Origin of the sequence: Mycobacterium sp., from assembly GCF_035640695.1 — a bacterium.
Lineage (GTDB): Bacteria > Actinomycetota > Actinomycetes > Mycobacteriales > Mycobacteriaceae > Mycobacterium.
Genome location: NZ_DASQVQ010000147.1, coordinates 1 through 25,095, shown reverse-complemented (window position 1 = coordinate 25,095; position 25,095 = coordinate 1). Strand labels below are relative to the sequence as shown.

The 25,095-nt window shown below is 66.6% G+C and carries 21 protein-coding genes and 1 tRNA gene; 9 read left to right on the top strand and 13 right to left on the bottom strand.

The annotated features are described in order from the left end of the window. Positions 1-124 precede the first annotated feature (124 nt). Positions 125-1,552: a DUF3662 and FHA domain-containing protein gene (locus VE759_RS17430; RefSeq protein ID WP_324934706.1), complete on the bottom strand. Its 1,428-nt coding sequence runs from the start codon at positions 1,550-1,552 to the stop codon at positions 125-127. A gap of 287 nt (positions 1,553-1,839) precedes the next feature. On the opposite strand from VE759_RS17430, the gene VE759_RS17425 reads away from it, so the two are divergent. The 5 genes from VE759_RS17425 to VE759_RS17405 all read left to right on the top strand — a co-directional run bounded on the left by VE759_RS17425 (position 1,840) and on the right by VE759_RS17405 (position 6,187). Beyond that, positions 1,840-1,922: transfer RNA gene (locus tag VE759_RS17425), tRNA-Leu, on the top strand. A gap of 89 nt (positions 1,923-2,011) precedes the next feature. Further along, on the top strand, positions 2,012-2,344 hold the full coding sequence (locus VE759_RS17420; RefSeq protein ID WP_324934817.1) for an Lsr2 family protein: 333 nt from the start codon (positions 2,012-2,014) through the stop codon (positions 2,342-2,344). Positions 2,345-2,422: 78 nt separating this feature from the next. After that, positions 2,423-3,259, top strand: a complete 837-nt coding sequence (locus VE759_RS17415) for a DUF5995 family protein (RefSeq protein WP_324934704.1) — start codon at positions 2,423-2,425, stop codon at positions 3,257-3,259. Between the two features lie 212 nt (positions 3,260-3,471). Continuing rightward, complete coding sequence (locus tag VE759_RS17410) at positions 3,472-5,106, top strand: hypothetical protein (protein WP_324934702.1); 1,635 nt, start codon at positions 3,472-3,474, stop codon at positions 5,104-5,106. Between the two features lie 61 nt (positions 5,107-5,167). Further along, the gene (locus tag VE759_RS17405) at positions 5,168-6,187 is read left to right on the top strand and encodes a DUF4185 domain-containing protein (protein ID WP_324934815.1); all 1,020 of its coding nucleotides are present in this window, start codon (positions 5,168-5,170) and stop codon (positions 6,185-6,187) included. Here VE759_RS17405 and VE759_RS17400 read toward each other — a convergent pair. Both VE759_RS17400 and VE759_RS17395 read right to left on the bottom strand, forming a co-directional pair. Next, positions 6,184-6,516, bottom strand: coding sequence for a GNAT family N-acetyltransferase (locus VE759_RS17400; RefSeq protein ID WP_324934700.1), 333 nt, complete (start codon positions 6,514-6,516; stop codon positions 6,184-6,186). The two genes, VE759_RS17405 and VE759_RS17400, sit on opposite strands and share 4 nt — an antisense overlap. Then, the gene (locus VE759_RS17395; RefSeq protein ID WP_324934698.1) at positions 6,513-7,496 is read right to left on the bottom strand and encodes a pirin family protein; all 984 of its coding nucleotides are present in this window, start codon (positions 7,494-7,496) and stop codon (positions 6,513-6,515) included. The genes VE759_RS17400 and VE759_RS17395 overlap by 4 nt, the downstream gene beginning before the upstream one ends. A gap of 787 nt (positions 7,497-8,283) precedes the next feature. On the opposite strand from VE759_RS17395, the gene gltB reads away from it, so the two are divergent. Next, a complete protein-coding gene (gltB, locus tag VE759_RS17390) occupies positions 8,284-12,867 on the top strand; it encodes a glutamate synthase large subunit (RefSeq protein ID WP_324934696.1) in 4,584 nt (1,527 codons plus the stop codon). Next, complete coding sequence (locus VE759_RS17385; protein ID WP_324934694.1) at positions 12,860-14,326, top strand: glutamate synthase subunit beta; 1,467 nt, start codon at positions 12,860-12,862, stop codon at positions 14,324-14,326. The genes gltB and VE759_RS17385 overlap by 8 nt, the downstream gene beginning before the upstream one ends. Positions 14,327-14,867: 541 nt before the next feature. On the opposite strand, the gene VE759_RS17380 is transcribed toward VE759_RS17385, so the two are convergent. Next, on the bottom strand, positions 14,868-15,719 hold the full coding sequence (locus VE759_RS17380; RefSeq protein ID WP_324934692.1) for an LLM class F420-dependent oxidoreductase: 852 nt from the start codon (positions 15,717-15,719) through the stop codon (positions 14,868-14,870). 53 nt (positions 15,720-15,772) lie between these two features. On the opposite strand from VE759_RS17380, the gene VE759_RS17375 reads away from it, so the two are divergent. Continuing rightward, on the top strand, positions 15,773-16,783 hold the full coding sequence (locus tag VE759_RS17375; protein WP_324934690.1) for a PHP domain-containing protein: 1,011 nt from the start codon (positions 15,773-15,775) through the stop codon (positions 16,781-16,783). Here VE759_RS17375 and VE759_RS17370 read toward each other — a convergent pair. The 3 genes from VE759_RS17370 to VE759_RS17360 form a co-directional block, all read right to left on the bottom strand. Beyond that, entirely contained in the window at positions 16,750-17,310 is a 561-nt protein-coding gene (locus tag VE759_RS17370) for a TetR/AcrR family transcriptional regulator (protein WP_324934689.1), read from the bottom strand. The two genes, VE759_RS17375 and VE759_RS17370, sit on opposite strands and share 34 nt — an antisense overlap. Positions 17,311-17,376: 66 nt before the next feature. After that, positions 17,377-18,585 (bottom strand): DNA polymerase IV, encoded by a 1,209-nt coding sequence (gene dinB / locus VE759_RS17365; RefSeq protein ID WP_324934687.1) that lies wholly within the window; start codon positions 18,583-18,585, stop codon positions 17,377-17,379. Between the two features lie 45 nt (positions 18,586-18,630). Beyond that, positions 18,631-19,287, bottom strand: a complete 657-nt coding sequence (locus tag VE759_RS17360; protein WP_324934685.1) for a TetR/AcrR family transcriptional regulator — start codon at positions 19,285-19,287, stop codon at positions 18,631-18,633. 76 nt (positions 19,288-19,363) lie between these two features. Between VE759_RS17360 and VE759_RS17355 the strand changes: the two genes are divergently transcribed. Continuing rightward, the gene (locus VE759_RS17355) at positions 19,364-20,833 is read left to right on the top strand and encodes an NAD(P)/FAD-dependent oxidoreductase (RefSeq protein ID WP_324934683.1); all 1,470 of its coding nucleotides are present in this window, start codon (positions 19,364-19,366) and stop codon (positions 20,831-20,833) included. 20 nt (positions 20,834-20,853) lie between these two features. On the opposite strand, the gene rraA is transcribed toward VE759_RS17355, so the two are convergent. From rraA to VE759_RS17325, 6 genes are all read right to left on the bottom strand, one after another. Beyond that, positions 20,854-21,351 (bottom strand): ribonuclease E activity regulator RraA, encoded by a 498-nt coding sequence (gene rraA, locus VE759_RS17350; protein WP_324934681.1) that lies wholly within the window; start codon positions 21,349-21,351, stop codon positions 20,854-20,856. Then, on the bottom strand, positions 21,348-22,118 hold the full coding sequence (locus tag VE759_RS17345) for a MerR family transcriptional regulator (RefSeq protein ID WP_324934679.1): 771 nt from the start codon (positions 22,116-22,118) through the stop codon (positions 21,348-21,350). Before VE759_RS17345 ends, rraA begins: the two co-directional genes overlap by 4 nt. Positions 22,119-22,163: 45 nt before the next feature. Beyond that, a complete protein-coding gene (locus tag VE759_RS17340; RefSeq protein ID WP_324934677.1) occupies positions 22,164-22,808 on the bottom strand; it encodes a hypothetical protein in 645 nt (214 codons plus the stop codon). Positions 22,809-22,878: 70 nt separating this feature from the next. Continuing rightward, complete coding sequence (locus VE759_RS17335) at positions 22,879-23,799, bottom strand: copper resistance D family protein (RefSeq protein WP_324934675.1); 921 nt, start codon at positions 23,797-23,799, stop codon at positions 22,879-22,881. Further along, positions 23,796-24,302 (bottom strand): copper resistance CopC family protein, encoded by a 507-nt coding sequence (locus tag VE759_RS17330; RefSeq protein WP_414687945.1) that lies wholly within the window; start codon positions 24,300-24,302, stop codon positions 23,796-23,798. Before VE759_RS17330 ends, VE759_RS17335 begins: the two co-directional genes overlap by 4 nt. Then, positions 24,302-24,946 carry a YcnI family protein gene (locus VE759_RS17325; protein ID WP_324934673.1) on the bottom strand — a complete coding sequence of 215 codons (645 nt, stop codon included), beginning with the start codon at positions 24,944-24,946 and terminating at the stop codon, positions 24,302-24,304. Before VE759_RS17325 ends, VE759_RS17330 begins: the two co-directional genes overlap by 1 nt. Between the last annotated feature and the right edge of the window lie 149 nt (positions 24,947-25,095).

Genomic DNA, 25,095 nt, shown 5'->3' with positions numbered 1-25,095 from the left:
CCATCCTCGTCCCGTTCTCGTCGCGGCCACGGCACAGGATGAAATCGGTTGCCCGCGGCAACGTCACGATACTTCGACGGTGATCCGACCGAGGGCGAAGCCGACAGCTTCCCCCGGCCTGACCTCAGTGAACGCGGACGACGATCTCGGAGTGCCCGAGCCGGATGACGTCGCCGTCGGCCAGCTGCCATTCCTGAACGGGCGCGTTGTTCACCGTGGTGCCGTTGGTCGAGTTCAGGTCGGACAGCAGTGCCACCTGACCGTCCCACCGGATCTCGAGGTGGCGCCGTGACACACCGGTGTCGGGCAGCCGGAATTGGGCATCCTGGCCGCGACCGATGATGTTTGCGCCTTCGCGCAATTGGTAGGTGCGGCCGCTGCCGTCGTCGAGCTGCAGGGTGACGGTTTGCGCGCCGGTGGCGCCGTAGTCGGGCTGGCCGTAATCAGGCTGGGCGTAACCGCCGGCGTAGCCACCCTGGGCGTAGTCGTAGTCCCCACCGGGAGGGGGCTCGGCGTAACCGGCGCCGCCGGCGGGACCGCCCTCGTAGCGGCCGTAGTCGGGCTGGCCGTAGTCGGGCTGGCCGTAGTCGGGCCGACCGTATGATTGGCCGCCGTAGCCCTGCTGCTCGTAGTCGCCGTAACCGGGTCGCGGCTCCGGACGGCCATAACCGCCGCCCTCGTGGCGTCCGGGCGGCGGAGCGCCGCGGCCGTAGTCGCCGTAGTCGTAGCCCTGCTGCTGGCCGTAGCCGCCGGGGCCCTGCCGGTAACCCTGGTCGTACCCGGGTGCCGGCGGCGGTCCGCCGGGCCCCGCGCCGTAGCCACCGCCGGCCGGCGGGCGCTGCTCATACGACGGCGGATAGCCCTGGTCGGGATAGCCGCCCTGATCCGGATAGTTCGGACGCGGCCGGTAGGACGGCTCGGACTGAGGCGGGTACCCGCCCTGTTCGCCGCCGGGGTAGCCGCCTTGTTCCGGATAGCCGCCGCGCGGTTCCGGCGGCGGGCCGCCGCGCGGATCCTCTGGCGGACGGCCGTAGCGGTCGTCGTAATATTCGTCGGCGGGCCGCCCCGGTCCCTCTCCGCCGCGATAACTGGGGTTGTCGGTCATCGGTACTCCTGATTCGTTGAGCGCCTGATATTGCTGTGGTGGGGCGGGTCGTCGCGGCGTCGAGCGCGGCTGGACATCCGGATTCACTGCGCCGCGCGCGCGAAACTGTCCGGTGTGCAGCTTCTGCGACTGCTCGAACCTGACGACCACCTCACCATACGTTTGCCATTCCTGGTCCTGGATGAACCGCTCGAGATGCTTGGCAAAAGTATCTGACGTCAGGTCCGGATCGGCCATGGCCTTGTCGTAGTCGGGCTGGCTGAGCGTAATAATGTAGTCGTTGGGGGCAAGCTGGCGCCCTCCTTCGAGCGACAGGACGCCCTCTTCGGCCTCGCGCCGCAGCGCGGCCTCCACTTCCTGCGGCACGATGGCGCCGCCGAACACCCGCGCAAAGACGTCGCCGACGGTGACCTCGAGCTTGCGCTCGATGCGCTGCACGATGCCCATATCACCGCCCGTCCTTTACGCGTCGTTCTACGTGTCGTTCCTGGCCCCGTGGCGTGCTCGCTCGCGTGTCGCCCGCATGTCATCCGCGTGTCGCGCCGCCACTTCGTTCAACTGCATGGTATCGGGCCGAAGAAGCGCAGTGGCACCGTGCCAACTCTGAGAATCACATCAACCCAGGTCACAACGATAATCGCAGGCATTGAACCGGTGGCTAGAACGGCTCATTAGCGAGCTTGCGCGGTTGGGAGTGGTGCCCGGTAGCGTGGTAGCATCCACCGGTTGTTTCGGGGCGAGTGGCGGAATGGCAGACGCGCTGGCTTCAGGTGCCAGTGTCCTTCGGGACGTGGGGGTTCAAGTCCCCCTTCGCCCACACCGAACCTAGTGAAACGTTTCGCCTCGCCCCTTCAGCGCGGCCGGCGGTATATTTACGCTGGCAACAATATGAAGGGCGGTCAGCAGATGGCCCAGAAAGTCACAGTCGCATTCGTCGATGATCTCGACGGAAAGCCCGCCGCGGAAACCGTGACATTCGCGTTGGACGGTGTCCGCTACGAGATCGATCTCTCGTCAAAGAACGCCAAGAAAATCCGCGGCGACCTGAAGCCATGGATCGATGCCGGTCGGCGGACCGGGGAAGCTCGCCGACGCCGCAGTGGTCGTGCGGGCAGGTCGCGGGGTGATCAAAATGAGCTCGCCGCCGTGCGCGAATGGGCCCGGCGAAGCGGTTACAAGATCGGTCACCGGGGCAGGATTCCCGCCGACGTGGTTAACGCTTACCGGACCGCACGATAAATCGAAGACGAAAATCCCGCGCCCGCCGTCCGCGAGGACGCGAGGACGCGAAAGGCATTCTGCGTCATACTTTTGAGCATGCCGATAAAGCCGCCGCCACCGCCACCCATACCGCCCTGCCAGCACCTGGATGAGGTCGTCGAGGCGCTCGCATCCGTTATTGACTGGTCGATCGCCACGTCGAGCCGGCTCGGCTATTTCGCCGCGCTATACAAGCGGATAACGATCGCCGTCGGCACCGCACTCAACCAGGGCGCGTTTGATGACGGACCGCGGATGGAGCGCTTCGACGTCGCATTCGCCAGCCGCTACCTCGACGCGCTGAACGGATACTTTCACCCGGAAAAATTCCGCAAGCCAACATCATCGTGGCGGGTGACTTTCGAGGCGGCAGGCCGCGAGGAACCGATCATTGTGCAACACATGCTCGGCGGGGTGAACGCACACATCGTTCTCGACCTCGGAATCGTCGCAGCAACGATCAATCCCGGGCCGCGGTTGCCGACCCTGAAGGACGACTTCTATCGGATCAACGCCGTCCTGGCCAGCCAGGTAAACGGTGTTGTCGCCAGCATCGGACAGTTGTCGCCTGCGCTGGCCGACCTCTACGCCGTACTGATGGAGCACGAAATACTGCTGATCAACGAGGCGGTCAAGCAATTTCGCGACAGCGCGTGGCGGTTCGCCGTGGTCCTGGCCCTCGAGCCCGGTTTTGCGCGGCCCGCCACGATCTGGGCGCGGGATCGCCACGTGGCAGAGCGAGGAGAACTGATGTATGACCCACCCGGGCTGGTCGGATTGATCGACTCAATCGTCGAGGCGATCGCCGCCCGGGAGAGCCGGGACATCGCGAGAAATATCGAGGTGCTCGACAAAATCACGTCGGCGCCGGCGCCGATCAAGCTGACCATGTGACGCTGCGCTGAGCGGCGCACCAACTTGACCGGCGTGGTCGGTATACGCACGGTGAATGGTAAATAAAGTGGCGGGTTCCCACCGCGCACCACGATATTTTCCTAATCAATCAACTCGCCGAAAAGCGACGCGAATTGCGCGAACCGATAAACGTGCTACCACCCCTTCCCCTAGGGTCGGCACCGTAGTGAAACGCTGTACAAGGGGGAGTAATGGACCGACTGCCGATCATCTATATTCGCGGCTATGCCGGCTCGACGGCGGGCATCGACGCTCAAGTCGACGACCCATTCTATGGCTTCAATCACGGCGCGACTCACGTTCGCGTCGGTCGGGATGAACCGAAGTTCTACCAATTCGAGGGACCGCTGCTGCGGTTGATGATCGATCATGATTATCAGCTGCTGGTGCACGGAGACCAACGGGCGTTTCTGGAAAACAGCAGGCCGGGCGCCATCGCCGCAAACTCGATCTGGGTGTACCGCTTCTACGACCAGGCCGCCACCACCTTCGCCCAGCAGCCCGACCGCGGGCCGGTCGCAGGCGCGGTCAATGAGGTGGAACGCCGGGTGACGGCGAAGGGATTCAACATCGAGGATGCTGCGGACGGCCTGCTGGATTTGATCGAGTTGGTGCGCGAGAAGGTCAAGGGCGATGACAAGCGGGTCAACCTTGTCGCGCATTCGATGGGTGGCCTGGTCGCCCGCTGCATGATCCAAAAACGCGCGCGCCTCAAGAACAAGGACCCGAAAGAGCTCGTCGCCAAGTTCTTCACATACGGAACCCCGCACGGCGGCATCGTCTTCGAAAGCACGGTGCTCAACTGGTTCGAGGACGTCATCGGGCCGGCAGGCTCCGATATCTTCGCGCCAGACAACATGTTCGGCTACCTCGTGCCGGGGCATACGTATGGCGACGAGCCAGCAGACGATGACCACTGGGACCCCCAGTCGATCCCTGACGAGGCCTTCGACACAGACAACATCTTCTGCCTGATCGGCACCGATTCGAAGGACTACGGGGTATCACGCAAGGTTGTCGGCCCCAAGAGCGACGGGCTCGTGCGCATCGAAGACGCCTACGTCCGCGACGCTCATCGCGCTTTCGTCTACAAGGCGCATTCGGGTCCGTATGGCGAAGTCAATTCCGAGGAGGGATATCAGAACCTGCGACGGTTCCTCTTCGGGCGCTGGAAGGTGCAAGTCGATCTCGCCGACCTGCCCAGGTATCCGATCGACGAGGAAAATCGAGACGGCGATTCGCCGATCTGGCAGCTCGAGATGCGGTTGGCGGTCCGCGGGCTCTCGGTGGTTCTCAGCGAGCAGCGGTCCGACCAACAGAGTCCGATTCAGCTCAACGATGAACTGAAACGACTGCACGACAGTCCTGACCATCCCGTGCCATTGCTCACGACGTTCCTGCTCGACCTGACGACCCCGGTGCGGGATGTGCTGACGGTGGAGGAGGAAGTCGTCGCCAGGCACAGCGGGGTCAGCAGATACGCCCTGACCCTGCGGGTGATAAAGCTCAACGAACGCAACAGCTTCTTTGACTTCAGTGAACATCTCGAACAGGTAGCCGACTGGGCGGATTCAGCCATATTCGACGTCGGGCCGGACGACTCGGGCCGGGGTTTGCGTGCCTGGGCCAAGTGGAACTCTGAAATTCCCGGAGCGGTTGAGGATTTCGAACCGGCGAAGACTCAGCAGCCGTGCACAGTCACGTCGCTGCCAGACGGGTCGTGGCAATTCGAGCTAGAGTTCCCGGATGCTGCGAAGTCACTGGCCGTACTGGGAAAGCAGGCCAAGCTGCGAATCACGATCAGCGACCGCGCGAAGGCGCGTTGAGCCAAGCCGCAAGCCGGCGGAGCCGGTCGATCCCGGACCGACAGTCGGTCAGTCGAAGAAGATAGGGGATGTCACCGGACCGGGGCTGACGGACCGGTTCGGCATGGCCGCAACGGATTTGGGCGTGATGGCACGCACCCCGTCGGGTCGCATACTGGCGATATTCGGGGACACATTCCGCGGACCGCGAGTCGGTGCCGGTGATTGGCGCGCACCGGTCGGCTTGTTCTCCGACACCAAGAAGCTGGACGACGGCATTGTCTGGAGTCAGCCGGCCGGCGGCGTTCCCGGTTATGCGGCTCAGCTGTGGGACTACCAGCACGACAATCCGATGTTCTCCACCGTCCTGCCGTCTGACGTCATCACCGTCGGCGACACGATGTATGTGCACGTGATCGTGAACAAGGGTCTCGGCAACGTTGTCTGGACGGAAATCTGGAAATCGACCGACGACGGTCGCACCTGGCAGCACACCGGCGCGAAATTCGATGCGCGGCTTCACAATGGGCTCGCGCAGTTGTGGACCTGGGACGTGTGCGAAGACGGGTGGGTTTATGTGATGTCCACCGGCTTCCAGCGCGACAAGCCCGTAATCCTGCGGCGGGTGCCCCGCGACGAGATCGCGGACCCGAGAGCCTACGTGGGTTGGGGTGTCAAGGACAACGTATGGGCGTGGGGGAACGAACCGACGCCGGTGCTCGAGGCAGCGGGTGCGCACGGCAAATTCGGAGAATCGTGCCTGCGGCGCATCCAGGGCCAGTGGGTGCTCGTCGCCTTCGACACGTCCGACGTCGAGGGATACGACATTGGCGTGCGGGTGTTCACCAACATCACGGACAACCTCTGCGCGGTGCCCAAGAGCACACCGATCCGCGGGACCGGTTGGGGGCACGAGGGCGACGACGCGGTCGCGCAGCTTTACGGGCCGTCGATCGTCCCCGGCTCGACGCTAGACCGCGGATTCCACATCCTGCTGAGCCAGTGGAAGACCGAGGGGCCCGATGCCGGCTGGCCGTACCGGGTGATGCAGTTCAAGATCCCGGTGTCGCGCCGTCAAGCGGCAGCCCGCGCTGGGTGCTAACTACTTTCCAGCCAGTCCACGAGGTCGTCGCTGATCGGATCGCGGATGGCGTCGAACTCGTTGTGCTTGTCCAGGAACGCCGCGACCATCGGGCAGACCGCGACGACGCGCAGCCCCTCATCCCTGGTCGCCTTGAGTGCCTCATCCACGAGAATGCTTGCGAGGCCGCGGCCCGCATATTCATCGGCCACTTCGGTATGCAGAAACACGCGCTGCTGCGCGCGATCGACGAACTTCACCAGCCCCACCGTCTCGCCGTTCACCGCGATCTCGAATTTGTCCTGGCCCCGAGTAACCGTCGTCGGGGCACCGGTCTTGTCCGTCGTCATTGTGAAGCCTTTCTGCTGGCGGCTCTGCGCGGCCGCAGCGGGGTCGTGGGCAGGGGCGGGGCCGGCAGCCGGGCGGGCGAGCCGACGTATCCGTCGACGCTGCCGAACCGCTCGTCGTGCGACTCCCACAGCCGGCGGTACTGAACGATCTCGTCGTGGCTGCGGCCGACGAAGTTCCACCACATCACCAACTGCTCATCGAACGGTGCGCCGCCAAGCACCAGCGCCCGCGCGGGCTCGTCGCCATTGTTGCGCATCGTGACCGAGCGGTGGCCGGTTCCCTGGCAGGCGAGGTCGCCGACGTCGAGCCGAGCTCCGGCCACTTCGATCCGACCGCGATCGAGCAGCACGCCATGTTCGTACGCCGGATCCAAATCGAGCGTGATGCCGGTCCCGGCGTCCAGATCGATCTGGGCGCCCAGCAGCGGCGTGAACGTGCGCACCGGCGACCGTCCGCCGGCCAGCTCGCCGAGAAATACCCGCAACGTGGCGCCGTTAGCCGAAACAGGTTGGGGCAGATAATTATCAAAGCGGCGGGCGGTATCGCGGTCGGCGTCGGGCAGAGCTACCCAAAGCTGTACGCCGTGTAACACGGTGGTGTTGTGGGTGGAGACCTCGGAGTGGCAGATACCCGCCCCTGCGGTCATCAGGTTCAGCTCGCCCGGGTGCACCAGGGCATGCACGCCGTTGCTGTCGCGATGTTCGACCTCGCCGCTGAAAAGCCAACTGATCGTCTGCAATCCGGTGTGCGGGTGGGGCGCCACAGCCATGCCGTGCGACTCGCGCACATGGTGCGGTCCGTAGTGGTCGGCGAAACACCACGCGCCGACAAGGGAACGCTGTCGCTGAGGCAGCGTGCGCCGCACGCGGATCGCACGCGGGCCGCCCAGCGGAACTTCACGCGGATGCAGCACCTCGACGCTTGCGCCCGGTGATGGTGCGCAAGCCAGTTCCGGTGGGGCGGGGTCGAGGTTGCTCATGGTCTGGGCCGACGGAAAGGGGCCGGTTGGTTCTGCATCGCCAGTCCAGTATCGGCCATGCCACGGAGGGGCCCCGGCCCGCCCCGATCCCAGCCGGCCCGGCCGAAAACCGCCAGGTCCCGTGTTGCCGTATCGCTGCTACGTTTATGAATAGAAACCCAACCCCGGCTGGACCGGTGCCCAGGGCATGTGGGCGGGGGTCATCATTCCCGTCGAGCCCGCGTACGTGGTGAACCGGACGCACAACCCGGCCTCGGTTTCGAGCGGTGGTGTGGAACCAATCATGGCGACACGCAACGGCACCGAGGGCGTAGTTCGGTCGGGGCCACCGCGGCGGTCAACGCCGACGTGGCGCAGGCCACAGCTTCTCAGTAAACTCTAAAATTCGGAACGTATGCATTCTTAACCAAGGCCACTACCAGCTGGTATGCGCTAATTTTGGGGTCGTGGGCCGGATCACCGCCGACCTGGGGCAAACTTTCTAGCGAATATCGGCTTTAACGGCGTAGCGTTGATGGCGTGCAGAATCGCAAGGCGCACAGGCTAATCCGGCGGAAGGCACGGCGGGGGAGCCGGCGGACCGAGCGCCTAGTTAGGGTTGGCTAAGTTGGCATGTCAGGCGTTGTTTGTCATATCGTTTTCTGCACTTGTCGCGACTGGGAAAAGCGCATCGTTCAACGAGGCACGGTGCGCTCCCTTCGCGGGGTTCCGAGGGGCCGAGCCCGCTACCTACGGGGGCGCGGAACCATCGGCAGGTGGAGGAGCTTTCGCGAAGGGTTAGGTAAGAATGGCACCGAGTAGCGTCGGGCTGTACAACCCCGCGTTCGAGCACGATTCGTGCGGCGTTGCCATGGTGGTCGACATGCACGGCCGCCGCAGCCGCGACATCGTCGACAAGGCCATCACCGCCCTGCTGAACCTCGAGCATCGCGGCGCCCAGGGAGCCGAGCCGCACACCGGTGACGGCGCGGGCATCCTCCTTCAAGTGCCGGACGAATTCCTACGCGCTGTGGTGGATTTCGACCTCCCCGAGCCGGGAAGCTACGCGACCGGCATGGCGTTCTTGCCGCAGTCGTCCAAGGATGCGGCGGCCGCGTGCGAGGCCGTGGAGAAGATCGTCGAGGCCGAGGGCCTGCAGGTGCTCGGTTGGCGGCACATCCCCACCGACGAGTCGTCGCTCGGCGCCCTGGCGCGCGACGCGATGCCGACCTTTCGTCAGGTGTTCATCGGCGGCGCGTCCGGCATGCAACTGGAGCGGCGCGCCTACGTGGTGCGCAAGCGCGCCGAGCACGAACTCGGCACCAAGGGCCCCGGCCAGGACGGCCCGGGACGCGAAACCGTATACTTCCCAAGTCTTTCCGGCCAGACCTTCATCTACAAGGGCATGCTGACCACGCCGCAGCTGAAGGCGTTCTACCTTGACTTGCAAGACGACCGGCTGAAGAGCGCGCTGGGCATCGTACACTCCCGGTTCTCCACCAACACCTTCCCGTCGTGGCCGCTGGCGCATCCGTTTCGCCGGATCGCCCACAACGGCGAGATCAACACCGTCACCGGCAATGAGAACTGGATGCGCGCGCGCGAGGCGCTGATCCGCACCGACATATTCGGTTCCGAGCAGGACGTCGAGAAGCTCTTTCCGATCTGCACGCCGGGCGCCTCCGACACCGCCCGGTTCGACGAGGTGCTCGAGCTGCTGCACCTGGGTGGGCGCAGCCTCGCGCACGCGGTGCTGATGATGATCCCCGAGGCATGGGAACGCCACGAGTCGATGGACCCCGCGCGGCGGGCGTTCTATCGGTACCACTCGTCGTTGATGGAGCCGTGGGACGGCCCGGCGTCGATGACGTTCACCGACGGCACCGTGGTCGGCGCCGTGCTGGACCGCAACGGCCTGCGGCCGTCCCGGATCTGGGTGACGAGTGACGGCCTGGTCGTGATGGCGTCGGAAGCCGGTGTGCTCGAATTGGATCCGTCCACGGTGGTCAAGCGGATGCGGCTGCAGCCCGGACGCATGTTCCTGGTCGACACGGCGCAGGGCCGCATCGTTTCCGACGAGGAGATCAAGGCCGAACTGGCCGCCGAACGGCCCTACCAGGAATGGCTCGACGAGGGGCTGATTCATCTCGACGAGCTGCCGCAGGGTCCGTACGTCCGGATGCCGCATCACCGGATCGTGTTGCGCCAGCAGCTCTTCGGCTACACCTACGAAGAGCTGAACCTGTTGGTCGCCCCGATGGTGCGCAACGGCGCCGAGCCGATCGGGTCGATGGGCACCGATACCCCGGTCGCGGTGCTGTCGCAGCGGCCGCGGATGCTCTACGACTACTTCCAGCAGCTGTTCGCGCAGGTGACCAATCCGCCGCTGGACGCGATCCGGGAAGAGGTGGTGACCAGCCTGCAGGGCACCATCGGTCCCGAGGGGGACCTGCTCAACCCCGACGAGAACTCCTGTCGGCAAATCATCTTGCCGCAACCGATCCTGCGCAATCACGAGCTCGCGAAGCTGGTCAACCTCGACCCCGAGCAGGAGCTCGGCGGGCGTCGGCACGGCATGAGCACCAAGGTGATCCGCTGCCTGTATCCGGTGGCCGAGGGCGGCGCCGGGCTGCGCAAGGCGCTCGACGACGTCCGCGCGCAGGTGTCGGCCGCGATCGCCGAAGGTGCGCGGATCATCGTGTTGTCCGACCGCGAATCCGACGAGCGGCTCGCACCGATCCCGTCGCTGCTGTCGGTCGCGGCTGTCCATCACCACCTGGTCCGCGAACGCACCCGCACCTACGCCGGCGTGGTCGTCGAGTCTGGTGACGCCCGCGAGGTGCACCACATGGCCACGCTGATCGGGTTCGGCGCCGCGGCGATCAACCCGTACATGGCGTTCGAGTCGATCGAGGACATGATCGACCGCGGCGTGATCAAGGACCTGGATCGCGAGAAGGCCAAGGCCAACTACGTGAAGGCCGCCGGCAAGGGCGTATTGAAAGTGATGTCCAAGATGGGCATCTCGACGCTGGCGTCCTACACGGGCGCGCAGCTGTTCCAGGCGATCGGCATGTCGCAGCAGCTGCTCGACGAGTACTTCACCGGGCTGACCTGCCCGACCGGCGGCATCGATCTGACCGACATCGCCGACGATGTCGCCGCCCGGCACGGGCTGGCCTACCTCGACCGACCCGAGGAGTGGGCGCACCGGGAGCTGGAGGTCGGCGGCGAGTACCAGTGGCGCCGCGAGGGTGAGTACCACCTGTTCAACCCCGACACCGTCTTCAAGCTGCAGCACTCCACCCGCACCGGGCAGTACAAGATCTTCAAGGAGTACACGAGGCTCGTCGACGACCAGAGTGAGCGGATGGCATCGCTGCGCGGCCTGCTGAAGTTCAAAGAGGACGTGCGGCCGCCGGTGCCGATCGAAGAGGTCGAGTCGGCCGGCGAGATCGTCAAGCGCTTTGCTACCGGCGCGATGAGCTACGGCTCGATCTCCGCCGAGGCGCACGAGACGCTGGCGATCGCGATGAATCGCCTTGGCGGCCGGTCGAACTGCGGCGAGGGCGGCGAGGATGTCCGCCGCTTCGAGCGTGACCCCGGCGGCGACTGGCGCCGCAGCGCGATCAAGCAGGTGGCGTCGGCGCGCTTCGGCGTCACCAGCCATTACCTGACCAACTGCACCGACCTGCAGATCAAGATGGCCCAGGGCGCGAAACCGGGTGAGGGCGGCCAGCTTCCGGGTGGCAAGGTGTACCCGTGGATTGCCGACGTGCGGCACTCCACCCCCGGCGTCGGGCTGATTTCGCCGCCTCCGCACCACGACATCTACTCGATCGAAGACCTCAAGCAGCTGATCTACGACCTGAAGAATGCGAACCCCCAGGCGCGAGTGCACGTCAAGCTGGTCTCCGAGGTCGGGGTCGGCACGGTCGCCGCGGGCGTCTCCAAGGCGCACGCCGACGTGGTGCTGATCTCCGGGCACGACGGCGGCACCGGCGCCACCCCGCTGACGTCGATGAAGCATGCCGGCGCGCCGTGGGAGCTCGGTCTGGCCGAGACTCAGCAGACGTTGTTGCTCAACGGATTGCGTGACCGAATCGTCGTGCAGGTGGACGGCCAGCTCAAGACGGGTCGCGACGTGGTGATCGCTGCGCTGCTCGGCGCAGAGGAATTCGGCTTCTCCACCGCGCCGTTGGTGGTGTCGGGATGCATCATGATGCGGGTGTGTCATCTGGACACCTGCCCGGTCGGCGTGGCCACCCAGAACCCGGTGTTGCGCGAGCGGTTCACCGGCAAGCCCGAGTTCGTCGAGAACTTCTTCATGTTCGTTGCCGAGGAAGTTCGGGAAGTGATGGCACGGTTAGGGTTCCGCACGGTCAACGAGATGGTGGGCCGCGTCGACGCGCTCGATACAACGGTGGCCGCCGAGCACTGGAAGGCGCGCAAGCTTGACCTGTCGCCGGTGCTGTACGAACCGGAGTCGGCGTTCATGAACCAGGACCTGTATTGCAGCTCACGCCAGGATCACGGCCTGGAGAAGGCGCTCGATCAGCAGCTGATCGTGATGAGCCGCGAGGCGCTCGACGACCAGACGCCGGTGAAGTTCTCCACCAAAATCACCAACGTCAACCGCACCGTCGGGACGATGCTCGGCCACGAGCTGACCAAAGCCTATGGCGGGCAAGGCCTTCCCGATGACACTATCGACATCACGTTCGACGGCTCGGCCGGCAACAGCTTCGGCGCGTTCGTGCCGAAGGGCATCACGCTGCGGGTGTACGGCGACGCCAACGACTACGTCGGCAAGGGGTTGTCCGGCGGCCGGATCGTGGTGCGGCCGGCCCGCAACGCCCCCGAGGACTTCGTCGCCGAGGAGAACATCATCGGCGGCAACGTGATCCTGTTCGGCGCCACCAGCGGTGAGGCGTTTCTGCGCGGTGTGGTGGGGGAGCGCTTCGCGGTGCGCAACTCCGGTGCGCACGCCGTCGTCGAGGGTGTCGGCGACCACGGCTGTGAGTACATGACCGGTGGCAAGGTCGTCGTGCTCGGGTCCACGGGCCGCAACTTCGCGGCGGGCATGTCCGGTGGCGTGGCCTACGTCTACGATCCCGACGGCGTATTCCCCGACCACCTCAACACCGAGATGGTCGAGCTCGAGGAGCTCGACGGCGGCGACCTGGAATGGCTGCACCGCATGCTCACCAAGCACCTCGACGCCACCGACTCGGTGCCGGCGCGGCGCATCCTCGCCGACTGGCCGCACCGGCAGCGGCAGTTCGTCAAGGTGATGCCGCGCGACTACAAGCGAGTGCTGCAGGCAATGGCCGAGGCCGAGCAGAACGGCACCGATGTGAGCCAAGCGATAATGGCGGCTGCGCATGGCTGATCCGGCAGGCTTCCTCAAGTACACCAAGCGCGAGACACCGGCCCGGCGGCCGGTCCCGCTGCGGTTGCGCGACTGGAAAGAGGTCTACGAGGACTTCGACCACGGCCGGTTGCGGGTGCAGGCCGCTCGCTGCATGGACTGCGGTATCCCGTTCTGCCACAACGGCTGTCCGCTGGGCAACCTGATCCCGGAATGGAACGACCTGGTCCGCACCGACCGGTGGTGGGATGCCATCGAGCGGTTGCACGCGACCAACAACTTCCCGGAATTCACCGGGCGGCTTTGCCCGGCGCCGTGTGAGGGCTCGTGCGTGCTCGGCATCAACCAGGATCCGGTCACGATCAAGCAGATCGAGGTCGACATCATCGACAACGCCTTCGCGCGGGGCTGGGTCAAGCCGCTGCCGCCGCACAGGCTGACTGGCAAGACCGTCGCGGTCGTCGGGTCCGGTCCAGCGGGACTGGCCGCCGCGCAGCAACTCACCCGCGCCGGACACACGGTCACGGTGTTCGAGCGGGACGACCGTATCGGCGGTCTGCTGCGTTACGGCATTCCCGAATTCAAGATGGAAAAGCGTCACGTGGACCGGCGGCTGGCGCAGATGGAGGCCGAGGGCACCGTCTTCCGCCCCGGTGTGAATGTCGGCGTCGACATCACGGCCGAACAGTTGCGCGCCGAATTCGATGCGGTAGTGCTGGCCGGCGGCGCGACCGCGTGGCGCGAACTGCCGATCCCGGGCCGCGACCTCGACGGCATCCATCAGGCGATGGAGTACCTGCCCTGGGCGAACCGGGTGCAGCAGGGTGACCCGGTGCTGGGCGAGGACGGCGAGCCGCCGATCACCGCGAAGGGCAAGAAAGTCGTCATCATCGGCGGCGGCGACACCGGCGCCGACTGCCTGGGCACCGTGCACCGGCAGGGCGCGATCAGCGTGCACCAGTTCGAGATCATGCCTCGTCCGCCGGACACTCGCGCCGAATCGACCCCATGGCCGGTCTATCCGCTGATGTTCCGGGTGTCCGGTGCGCACGAGGAGGGCGGCGAACGCGTCTACTCGGTCAACACCGAGGAGTTCATCGGCCACGATGGCCGGGTCGCCGGGCTACGCGGGCACGAAGTCAAGATGGACGGCGGCAGGTTCATCAAGGTCGCCGACACCGACTTCGAGCTGGAAGCCGACCTGGTGTTGCTGGCGATGGGCTTCGTCGGGCCCGAACGGGATGGCCTGCTGACCGATCTCGGCGTGGAATTCAATGAGCGCGGCGGCGTCGCCCGCGACGACGACTTCCAGACCTCGGTGCCGGGTGTCTTCGTGGCCGGCGACATGGGCCGAGGCCAGTCGCTGATTGTGTGGGCGATCGCCGAGGGCCGCGCGGCGGCCGCCGGCGTCGACGACTACCTGATGGGCGCCACGGCGCTGCCTGCCCCGATCAAGCCGACGGCGGTGCCGCAGCGCTAGGCGGCAGCGTTAGGCGGCGTCCGCCGCGGCGGATCGCGGTCAGACGGCGCGCCGATCGATCTTGCGCGAGCGTGGCAGAGGCGGCTTGTAGGATTCCCCCAAACCTTTCTGGCGAACTTTCGACACGCCGATTACGTGTTCTCGGCGTGGCTGCAAAAGTTTGCCCTAACCGTGGTGTTAAATATTCAGACCGGGGTGCTGCGGTGTAATGTAGGACCCCGCGATAACTAGCACCGAAAGATCTCGACGGCAGGAGTTTTCATTGTGTACCGCACCCCGCTCAGCAGGTCGCGGGTAGGGCGAATCGCCTGGTCATTGTTTCGGCACCCAGCGAAGAGCCACGAGTTTCCCGCCAAAGACGAACGCCTGATCACCCCGGGCGAGCTGCTCCGATTCGGCTTCTAGGCCGGCTCCGAGGCTCCCGGCGCACCGGCGCGGCCAGGTTTGGCACGCGGTAGCGGCGCCGCGACCGGAAGGTTTGCTGACCGTTACCAAACCGTTATCTTCTGGCTAATCCGTTGGCCGCGCAACCCAGCGGGAGTCAGCCGTCCAGAAGCCCCGAGCGCCTGATTTCATCGGCCAGCGGCTCGAGCACCGCCGGATCGTACGGCGGCGGCAGGTACACGATCGCGAGGTCCAGCCCCTCCTTGCCGAGCGCGGCCGCGTCCTCGACCACCTGACCGTAATTGCGGTCGGGGCTCAACCGCACATGCGCCGACAGCATGATCTCTTTCGGGTCGCGCCCGATGTCCGCGCAATGCGCGGCGAGCACGTCGCGCTTGCGGGCGAACTCCTCGGGCGGACCGCCGACATAGTTCCAATGCTGGGCGTAGCGGGCGGTGATCCGCAGAGTGCGCTTCTCGCCGCTGCCGCCGATGCAGATCGGTGGGTGGGGCCGTTGCGGCCCCTTCGGCTCATTGCGCGCGGCCTGGAGGTGATAGAACTTGCCGTCGAAGTCGGTCGTCTCCTGACTCAGCAGACCGATCAGCACCTGGCAGGCTTCCTCGAAGCGATCGAGACGCTCCCTGATGCTGCCCAATTCGATCCCGTACGCGCCGGACTCCTCTTCGTTCCAGCCGGCGCCGATGCCCAACTCCAGCCGGCCGTTGGAGATGATGTCCAGCGCCGCGGCCATGTTGGCCAGCACCGCGGGATGGCGGTAGTGAATGCCCGTGACGAGCGTGCCCATCCGGAGCCGCTTGGTCGCCTGCGCTAGCGCGGTCAGCGTGATCCAGCCCTCCAGGCATGGACCGGAGGAGTCGGAGAAGATCGGATAGAAGTGGTCGAATGTCCAACCGGACTCATAGACGTCGATGTCGTCTGCGGCCCGCCAGACCGCGAGCATTTCTGGCCACTTGGTGTTTTGCGGTGAAGTTTTGAACGCGAATCGCACGTGGTCAACACTAGGGCAATTTTCTGTGTGCGCGCTGGGTGCAGACTGGGGCCATGGATCCGGTAGCCGCGCTGCGTGAGATCGCCTACTACAAGGACAGGGCGCGCGAGGAGTCGCGCCGGGTGATGGCATACCGCAACGCGGCCGATGTGGTGGAGGCGCTCGACGAGGCAGAGCGGGAGCGCCACGGTCAGGCCAACAGCTGGCAGACACTGTCGGGCATCGGCCCTAAGACCGCCAAGGTGATCGCGCAGGCCTGGGCCGGCCGGATACCGGACGTGTTGGTCGAATTACGCGGGGCTGCAAAGGATTTGGGCGGGGGCGAGATACGTGCCGCGATGCGCGGCGACCTGCACTGCCACTCGAACTGGTCCGACGGGTCGGCGCCGATCGAGGAGATGATGCAAGCCGCGAAGGCGCTGGGCCACGAGTACTGCGCGCTGACCGATCATTCTCCGCGGCTGACGATCGCCAATGGCCTGTCGCCGGATCGACTGCGCGCGCAGCTCGATGTGATCGACGAGTTGCGGACGCAGTTCGCGCCGATGCGCATTCTCACCGGAATCGAGGTCGACATTCTCGAAGACGGCGGCCTCGACCAGGAGCCCGAACTGCTGGAGCGGCTGGACATCGTGGTGGCCAGCGTGCATTCCAAGCTGTCGATGGATGCGCCGTCGATGACGCGGCGGATGGTGCGCGCGGTTTCGGAGGGCGTCGTCGACGTGCTCGGGCACTGCACCGGCCGGCTGGTCGACGGCAACCGCGGCCTGCGGCCCGAGTCGAAGTTCGACGCCGAGAAGGTGTTCACGACATGCCGCGACCACGGCACGGCGGTAGAGATCAACTCGCGGCCCGAGCGCCGCGACCCGCCGCGGCGGCTGATCGACCTGGCACTAGACATCGGCTGTGCGTTTTCGATCGACACCGACGCACACGCGCCCGGCCAGCTCGAATTCCTGAGTTACGGGTGTCAGCGCGCGCTCGACGCCGGCGTACCGGCCGACCGCATCATCAACACCTGGCCGGCCGATCAGCTGCTGGCCTGGAGCCGCTCGGGCCGCTGAAACTTCTCCTTCGTCGAGTCAAGCTGGTCTGACGGGTGCAGCGTGGTGTCGAATTCGTCGGCCAGTTCCGGGTCGGCCTTCTCCACGGCCCGGGAGATCACCCGGGCGCCGACGCAGCGGGCCAACCCGGTCGCCGCGCCTTGCCGGTCGCCGAACTGCTCGGTCAGCACGTCCAGCACCGCGCGCAGTCCGTCGGCGAACACCGATGCCAGCCCGCTCGCCTTCGAGGACTCCGACAGCATCGCCGCGGACATCCATTCGCCGAGGTCGCCATTGAGCGCGTTCTGCCTGAGCACGTCGACCTGCTTGAGGAAGTCGACGGAGCGGGCAAAGGAGGTGCTGCACGCCTGCAGCACCAGGTCCTCCTTGGAGGTGAAGTGGTTGTAGAAGCCGCCGTGAGTGAACCCGGCGTCGGCCATCACCTCCGCGACACCGACGCTGTCCACGCCACGCCGGCCGAACAGTTTGATGGCGCTGTCGACAATCCTTTGCCGATTGAGCGCCGCCTGCTGCTTGGTAACCCGCATGAGCACACCTCCATTGCTGCCGAGGGTGTACCCGCACGGACGTGGAGTCATTCGATGGCGGCTAATTCAGTCCGGCAGCAGCGGCATCTCGAGCGGCGGACCGCGGCCGACCAGTGCTCCGCGGGTGATCGCTGAGTTGCCGTAGCGGCGGCGCACCCGGTCGACGGCATCGTCGACGGCCAACATATCCACCGGGGTGTCATCGAAGGGCAGCTCCAGCTGCTGGGCCCCGCTGCGGTCGATGTTTGCGACGGTGAAGCCGACCAGTGTCAGCCCACGCTCGGCGATCAGCGGCGTGGCGGCCGCGACGAGCTCGCGCGCGACGCCAAGGATCGGCTCGGTCGACGACGTCGCACGCGGCAATGTGTGCGAACGCGTTGCGCGTCCGAAATCGTCAAATCGCAAGCGCAGCACCACGGTTCGCCCGGTGCGCCCGGCTGTGCGCATGCGGCGGGTGATCCGGTCGACGAGGGTGACCACGGTCGCGTCGAGCTCGCCGGGTGACACGTGCCTGCGGCCCAGCGCGCGCTGGGCGCCGACCGAGCGTCGGCGATGGCCGGTCTGCACGCGCCGGGCGTCGATGTTGCGTGACAGACAGTACAACCGGTGCCCCATCGCCCTGCCAACCAGCGACGCCAGCATCGATTCGGAGAGCTCGGCGACATCGGCCACCGTTTCGACACCGTGGCTGTGCAGCTTCTCGGCGGTCACCGCACCCACGCCCCACAGCCGCCGCACCGGCAGCGGATGCAGAAACTCCAACTCTTGCTCCGGCGGGACAAGCAGCAGCCCGTCGGGCTTGGCGACCTGGCTGGCGACCTTGGCCAGGAACTTTGTGCGCGCGATTCCGACGGTGATCGGCAGGCCGACGCGCTCGCGAACGTCGCGGCGCAACCGCGCGGCGATCCGGATCGGCATGCCCGCCACCCGGCGCATCCCGGACACGTCCAGGAACGCCTCGTCCACCGACAGCGCCTCGACCACCGGCGTGGTGTCGTGAAACACGTCGAAAACGGCCTCGCTGGCGGCGCTGTAGGCCGACATTCGCGGCGGCACCACCACCGCATGCGGGCAGAGCTGACGGGCCTGACGGCCGCTCATCGCGGTCCGCACGCCGAAGGCCTTGGCCTGGTAGCTCGCCGCCAGCACGACGCCGGCGCCGACGATCACCGGCCGGCCGCGCAGCGACGGGTCGTCGCGCTGCTCGACCGACGCGTAGAACGAGTCGAGGTCAGCGTGCAGGATCGTCGCAACCCGGGATGTCGACACGAACATATGTTCGCATCCGGGTCCGACAACGAGCGCCGGGCTAGGTCGGGATTAGGTCGGGACTGCGCCGTAAATGGTGGTGAACCAGATGAAGGCCAGGGTGTCGACGACCTTTTCGTCGGCGATCGCCGGCGGCTCGGCGGCAAGCGCGGCGAACATCGCGCGCTCGTTCATCAGATTGAGCGCGACCGCGAGGTCTTCGGCGGGAAGGGTCTCGGGCGCGGCGCCGCGTTCGCGTTCCGCCCGGATCAACATGGCCGTGTGGTCGACCCATTTCTGCATGAACTTCGACCACACGCCGCGAAACTCGGCGTTGGCGGGCTTGGCCGCGGCGCCGGCCAGCGTGACCGCGCGGTGCTGGCCGAAGGTCTGGAAGAACGCGTTGATGCCTTCGCGGCATACGCGCAGCGGATCGCCGGACGCCAGCTTCCCGGCCAGCCCGTCGAAGGTCGCGTCGGCTTCGCACATCAAGCCGTCGAACAGCGTCAGCAGCACCGCGTCTTTGGACGGAAAATAGAAGTAAAACGTCGGCCGGGAGATGCCTGCGCCCTTGGCAAGATCATCGACGGAGATCTCGGCCAGCGGCCGGTGCGCCAGCAGCTGTTCGGCGGTCGTGAGGATCGCAAGCTCACGATCGTCACCCGACGGACGCGACGCACGGCGACTTCGCGGAGGATGGTCATGAGTCGGCAAGGCGGACGAGGTCACGCAGCCACCTTACCTCAATGTCGATTTTCTCGACAGGCTGTTGACTTGGTCGACATGGCGTTGATACGTTTACAGCATGACTGAATTTGTCGACGTCCTCATCGTGGGAGCCGGGATCTCCGGCATCAGCGCCGCGTGGCATGTGCAAGACCGGTGCCCGACGAAGAGTTACACGATTCTGGAGGCGCGCTCCGACCTCGGGGGCACCTGGGACCTGTTCCGGTACCCGGGTATCCGGTCCGACTCCGACATGTACACCCTCGGCTTCCGGTTTCGGCCCTGGCCCGGCGCGAAGGCCATCGCCGACGGACCGTCGATCCTTTCCTATCTGCACGAAACCGTCGCGGAGTACGGCGTCGACAAGCACATCCGGTTCCGGCACAAGGTGCTCAATGTCGACTGGTCGAGTGCCGAGAACCGTTGGACCGTGCACTTCGACCACGACGGCACGGAAGGCACCATCAAAGCCGGATTCGTGTTCGTCTGCAGCGGTTACTACAACTACGACCAGGGCTACTCGCCCGAGTTCCCCGGACAGGAAGACTTCACGGGCCCGATCATTCACCCGCAACACTGGCCCGAGGACCTCGACTACCAGGGCAAGAACATCGTCGTGATCGGCAGCGGCGCGACGTCGGTGACTCTGATTCCCGCGCTTGTCGATTCGGGTGCCGGCCATGTCACGATGCTGCAGCGCTCGCCGACCTACATCGTTTCCCAACCCGACGAGGACGTCGTCGCGGCAACGCTGAACCGGTGGCTGCCCCGGCGCGGGGCCTACGCGATGACCCGGTGGAAGAACATCTTTCTGCAGACGGCGTTTTACCAGCTGTGCCAGCGGTTGCCCGGGCAGATGCGCAATGTGTTGATGTTCGGTGTCAAGCGGCAGTTGCCCAAGGGCTTCGACGTTGACAAGCACTTCGGGCCGCGCTACCACCCGTGGGATCAGCGCCTGTGCGTGGTGCCCAACGGCGATCTGTTCCGCAGCATCCGTCACGGCCGCGCGGAGGTGGTGACCGACACCATCGAGCGGTTCACGCCGACCGGGATCAAGCTGTCTTCGGGCGCCGAGCTGCCGGCCGACATCATCGTCACCGCAACGGGTTTGAACCTGCAACTATTCGGCGGCGCCACAATCAGCCTCGATGGCAAGCGGGTCGACCTCAGTCAGGCGATGGCCTATAAGGGCATGATGCTCTCCGGTTTGCCGAACCACGTCTTCACCGTCGGCTACACGAACATCGGATGGACGCTGAAGGCGGACCTGGTTTCCGAGTTCGCCTGCCGGCTACTGAACTACATGGACGAGCAGGGCTACGACACCGTGGTGCCGCAGCATCCCGGCGACGCGGTCGAGGAGCGCCCGCTGCTCGACTTCACGCCCGGTTACGTGCTGCGCGCACTCGACCGCCTGCCGAAGCAGGGAGCGGTCAAGCCGTGGCGGCTGAACATGAACTACGCGTTGGACGTTCAGATGATCCGCCGTGGGAAGGTCGCCGACGACGGGCTGGTGTTTTCGCGCCACCGGGCGGCCGTGGCCGCCTAGCGACGGTCGGGCGTGGCCGCCTACCCACGGTCGGCCGCAGCGACGACGACAATGCCGTCGTCGTCGCTGTAGGCGATATCGCCCGGCACGAAAAGGATTCCGCCGAGCTCCACGACGACGTCGCGTTCACCCTGGCCGGTCTTGGCGCTCTTGCGCGGGTTGGTACCCAGCGCCTTGATGCCGATGTCGAGCGTGCGTAGCGTGGCCGCGTCGCGCACGGCGCCGTTGACGATGATCCCGGCCCAGCCGTTGGACTGGCCCAGCCCGGCGATCACGTCGCCGACCAGCGCCGTGTGCAGCGACCCGGCGCCATCGATCACCAGCACGGCGCCGTCGCCGGGTTCGGACAACACGGACTTCAACAGCGCGTTGTCTTCGAAGCTCCGCACGGTGCTGATGCGGCCGGCGAACGTAGCGCGTCCGCCGAACTGCCGGAACTGCGTGTCGCAGCTGCGTACGTCGGGGCCCAACTCGTCGACCAGGTCGGCGGTCGCGCGCGCCTCTACTGCGTGACTCACGCCTGCGAGTATGCGGCCACCACGACGTCGTGCACGAATCGGGCCAACCCGGGCTCGACGTCGTCGTAGTACCGGCTGAACCGCTCGTCGGCCAGATACATCGACGCGAGCGCCATGTGCATCTCCGGGCCGCAGTCATAGAACCGCTCAATGCTCGCGCGGTGACGGCGCGCCAGCTCGTCGGCGCGTGCGGAGCCGGGCTCGGCGCCCGCGCGCTTGGCCCCGGCGAAATCGGCGAGCAGCGCGTCGCCCTCGGCCTTGATGCGCCGCCAATCCTCCTTGGTGTAGCCGGCGGCCCGCTGTTGTGACTGGCCCCAGGCCTCGGTGTCGCCCCAGCGTTCCTGCGCCTCGGCGGCGTACTCCTCGGTGAAGGCGGTGGTGCCGAAGATCTCGACCTGTTCCTCGGCGGTGAGTTGGATACCGGAACGGTGTGCGTCCATGAGCTTCTCCAATGCCTTGATGGTCTGGTGTAACAGGTCGGCCCGCTCGTGCAGCAGCGCGTGCTGATGACGCAGGCGGTCCAGCACGTCAACGTCCGGGTCGTCGAGCACGACGGCGATGTCGTCTAGCGGCAGACCGGCGGCGCGGTACACCAGCACCATGTGCAGCCGTTCGACGTCGGCGTTGGTGTAGCCGCGATACCCGGCGGCGGTGCGCACGCTCGGCACCACCAACCCGATGTGGTCGTAGTGGTGCAGGGTGCGCACCGAAACGCCGGTCAACGCGGCAACGGCGCCGACGGTTCTCGCCGCCGCTCGTTCGTCCATGGCAGCCACTATTGACCCTGACGTCGCGTCGGGGTCAAGCCGGTTTCAGTCCTCGTCCCGGCGCAGCCGGCGGATCAGCAGTATCGCGAGCAGGCTGAGCACCGCCGCGACCGCGACCGACAACCGGGCCGCAGAGCTGCTCGGCGAGGACAGCCGCGCCGGCGCCAAACTGTCGGGGGCGGCGTCGATGTTCGACTTGGCTTGTGCCGCGGCCTCATTCGCGGCCGCGGCCAGCCTGTCGGCCTCCCCGTTGGTGTCGCCCAATGTCGCCGCGGCGAGCGGCTCGGCGGCGATCGGCGGTTGCGGCTCGGGCGGTGGCTTCGGCGCGGGCTCGGGTTTCGGCTTAGGTTCTGGACTGGGCTTGGGCGCCGCGAGGGGTTGAGGCGGGATCGGCGGTTGAGGCGGGATCGGCGGTTGAGGCGGGATCGGCGGCTTGGATTCCGGGGCGGCCTTGCCTTGTGCCTTCTTTGGCGGCGCCTTCTTGGCGGCCTTTGCCGCTGAGTTGTTGGCGGGTGTTTTCTTGGCGGGTGTTTTCTTGGCGGGTGTTTTCTTGGCGGGCTTCGCCGGTGCTTTTTTCGCAGCCTTCTTGGCGGGTGATTTGTTGGCTTTCGCGGGCGGGCGCTTGGCAGGGGGGATCTCCGGCGGCGGGGCGGCGCCGCTGTCGTCGGGGCGATCCTGCTCGTCTGCCATGGGGTGCGCTCCTTCGCAGTTTCTCGCAGTGGTACCCCATCATGCCAGTGCCTTACCGGCGGCCACGCCGTTAACCCGTGACAACCAGAGCGGCGGCGAGGGTCAGCGCGACGACCATGAGAGCCAGCTCAAGCAGCGACCGCCGACGGGACTCGGTGGCGCTCACCCGGTGCGAGCGGGCGGCCGGCAGCCACCCGGTGCGGTTGCGCCAGCCGAGTGCCACCAGCACGACGGCCATCGCGACTTTCGCCAGCAGCAGCCGGCCGTATCCGGTGTCATACAGCTCGGCGGGGGAGCGGATCACCAGCAGCCCTGCAACCGTCCCGCTCACCAGCAACACGGCCACGCACGCGAGCGAGAGCCGGGAAAACCTCGGCAATACCCGAGCCCATTGGCCGCGATGGTCGACCGTCACCACGAGGCCGGCTAACACGCCGCACCACAGCGCTGCAGCCAGGGCATGGAGCGCGACCGCCCCGGCACCGAGCACATTCTCGGCGAGGTGTCCACTGACAGCGCGGGCGACAACGCCGGCGGCCGCCAACCCGATCGTTGCGATCACGTGCGGTGGCGATCGCGGAAAGCCCAGCACCACAACGCATACCAGCGCCGCCGACGTGATGCTGGCCAGCCCGGCTCGGCCGGGCGTGGTGTGCAGCGCGAATTCCAATGCGGCCCGTACGGCGAGCCTTGTTAACGGCACGGCGGCCTGCTGTGCGGCCACGAGAAGCTGACGGATCACTTCGGTCAGCAACCACGCCGCGCTGACCGCGGCCAGTGGGGACGCAGCCCGTCCGGCCAACTCGGCGCGGTGGCGGCCGGTATCGAACGCCGGGACCGCGGCAAGACCGAGGGTGGCCACGGCCGCGTAATCGGCGATCGCCCGGGCGGATGCGGATGCCGGGGCGGCCTGTGGATAGGCCAGCGACCACGCCGCCGCCAGCGCGGCGACGACGAGCAGTGCGCCGCCGGCCCATGCCCGCAGGTTCATCCAAGCCTGCGCCGCTGCGCCCACCAGGCGCCGGCACCGACCAGCAGCACGCCGGCCACAGCGAACGGCCACACCGGCATTCCGTCGGCGCCGCCCGATGACGACGCCGCCGGCAGTCCCGGCGTGCCATTGCCGGCGACGGTCAACCGGAACGACCACGAGCCGGTCACGACATGCCCGTCGGCCGACGTGACCCGGTAGTTGACCGTGTATGCGCCGACGGGACCCAGCGGACGCAGGTCCACGGCAATCACCGCGCCGTGAACCCGGGGCTCGCCGGACGACCACAGATTCCCATCCGGGCCGACCACGGTCATCGCGGCGAAAGAGGTCTGCAGCTGTTCGTTGAACGTTGCGCTGACCTGACCCGGACCGGTGGTGAGTGTGGCGTTCTCCGGTGGGTCCACGGCGATGCGCGTGGCGTGTGCGGACGCGACGGCGGGGGCGGCCATCGCGACGAGCGCAAGCACGATGGCCGCCACGGCTAGCCGCGTGATCCGCATCACGCTCGTCGCCGGCCGATCAGCGCGAGAGCCACTCCGATCAACCCGACGGCGATTCCCGCGGCGGCCAGCCACCGGGCGGTGGTGTCGTCCGCGGCACGTGACGGGGCGCCGGCTTGATGATCATCATGGTCGCGTCCGGCCGCGGTCAGCGTCAGCGTCGGCGCCGGGTGCTCGGGCTCGCTGCCTCCCGGCGGTGACGGCTGATCCCAATGCACCGCGGTGCCATCGGAATACGTCTGTGTGGTCGGAAAGCTGACGCTGTCGGTGTCCGGCAGCTTCACGTCGACGCGGAACAACGCGAACTGGTCTGGCGCGACACCGCCTCCCGGTGCGGCCGTCCACGTCGCCGATCGCACGACACCCGCCGCGGCGTCCCGGTCCAGTCGCGCGGTCCAGCCCGGCATCGACTCCGTGCTCGCCGACGTCACATTCGGCAACGCGACGCTGAGTTGAGTCGTCAGCGCGCCGGTGCTCGATTCGTTGGGCACCCGAAACGTAAGGACCGTCAAGCCGCCGCGCTGCGCGTCGTCGGCTTGGACGTGGACATGCGCCGACGCCAGCCCGGCGCCGGTAGAGATCGCAACAGCGGGTATCGCGGCCGTAATAAGAGCGCGCGATGCCCAGGCAGCAATATTCGTCATTCGTTTGTGGCTTTCTGGTGTCTAAGTGGTCGTCGGTCAGCGGGCGAGTCCGACCGGCGGGCCGCGATGCGACACCGACGCCGCAAGAAGCAACGCAGAACGCCAGGGTTGATCACTGCCCACCGCCGGGCCGGCCGCGGCGGAGGCCA

Bases quoted from the DNA above. Each gene is read 5' to 3' on its own strand.
- VE759_RS17430 (WP_324934706.1), bottom strand. From the start codon at position 1,552: ATGGGCATCGTGCAGCGCATCGAGCGCAAGCTCGAGGTCACCGTCGGC.
- VE759_RS17420 (WP_324934817.1), top strand. From the start codon at position 2,012: ATGGCCCAGAAAGTCACAGTCGCATTCGTCGATGATCTCGACGGAAAG.
- VE759_RS17415 (WP_324934704.1), top strand. From the start codon at position 2,423: ATGCCGATAAAGCCGCCGCCACCGCCACCCATACCGCCCTGCCAGCAC.
- VE759_RS17410 (WP_324934702.1), top strand. From the start codon at position 3,472: ATGGACCGACTGCCGATCATCTATATTCGCGGCTATGCCGGCTCGACG.
- VE759_RS17400 (WP_324934700.1), bottom strand. From the start codon at position 6,516: ATGACGACGGACAAGACCGGTGCCCCGACGACGGTTACTCGGGGCCAG.
- VE759_RS17395 (WP_324934698.1), bottom strand. From the start codon at position 7,496: ATGAGCAACCTCGACCCCGCCCCACCGGAACTGGCTTGCGCACCATCA.
- gltB (WP_324934696.1), top strand. From the start codon at position 8,284: ATGGCACCGAGTAGCGTCGGGCTGTACAACCCCGCGTTCGAGCACGAT.
- VE759_RS17385 (WP_324934694.1), top strand. From the start codon at position 12,860: ATGGCTGATCCGGCAGGCTTCCTCAAGTACACCAAGCGCGAGACACCG.
- VE759_RS17375 (WP_324934690.1), top strand. From the start codon at position 15,773: ATGGATCCGGTAGCCGCGCTGCGTGAGATCGCCTACTACAAGGACAGG.
- VE759_RS17370 (WP_324934689.1), bottom strand. From the start codon at position 17,310: ATGCGGGTTACCAAGCAGCAGGCGGCGCTCAATCGGCAAAGGATTGTC.
- dinB (WP_324934687.1), bottom strand. From the start codon at position 18,585: ATGTTCGTGTCGACATCCCGGGTTGCGACGATCCTGCACGCTGACCTC.
- VE759_RS17355 (WP_324934683.1), top strand. From the start codon at position 19,364: ATGACTGAATTTGTCGACGTCCTCATCGTGGGAGCCGGGATCTCCGGC.
- VE759_RS17345 (WP_324934679.1), bottom strand. From the start codon at position 22,118: ATGGACGAACGAGCGGCGGCGAGAACCGTCGGCGCCGTTGCCGCGTTG.
- VE759_RS17340 (WP_324934677.1), bottom strand. From the start codon at position 22,808: ATGGCAGACGAGCAGGATCGCCCCGACGACAGCGGCGCCGCCCCGCCG.
- VE759_RS17335 (WP_324934675.1), bottom strand. From the start codon at position 23,799: ATGAACCTGCGGGCATGGGCCGGCGGCGCACTGCTCGTCGTCGCCGCG.
- VE759_RS17330 (WP_414687945.1), bottom strand. From the start codon at position 24,302: ATGCGGATCACGCGGCTAGCCGTGGCGGCCATCGTGCTTGCGCTCGTC.
- VE759_RS17325 (WP_324934673.1), bottom strand. From the start codon at position 24,946: ATGACGAATATTGCTGCCTGGGCATCGCGCGCTCTTATTACGGCCGCG.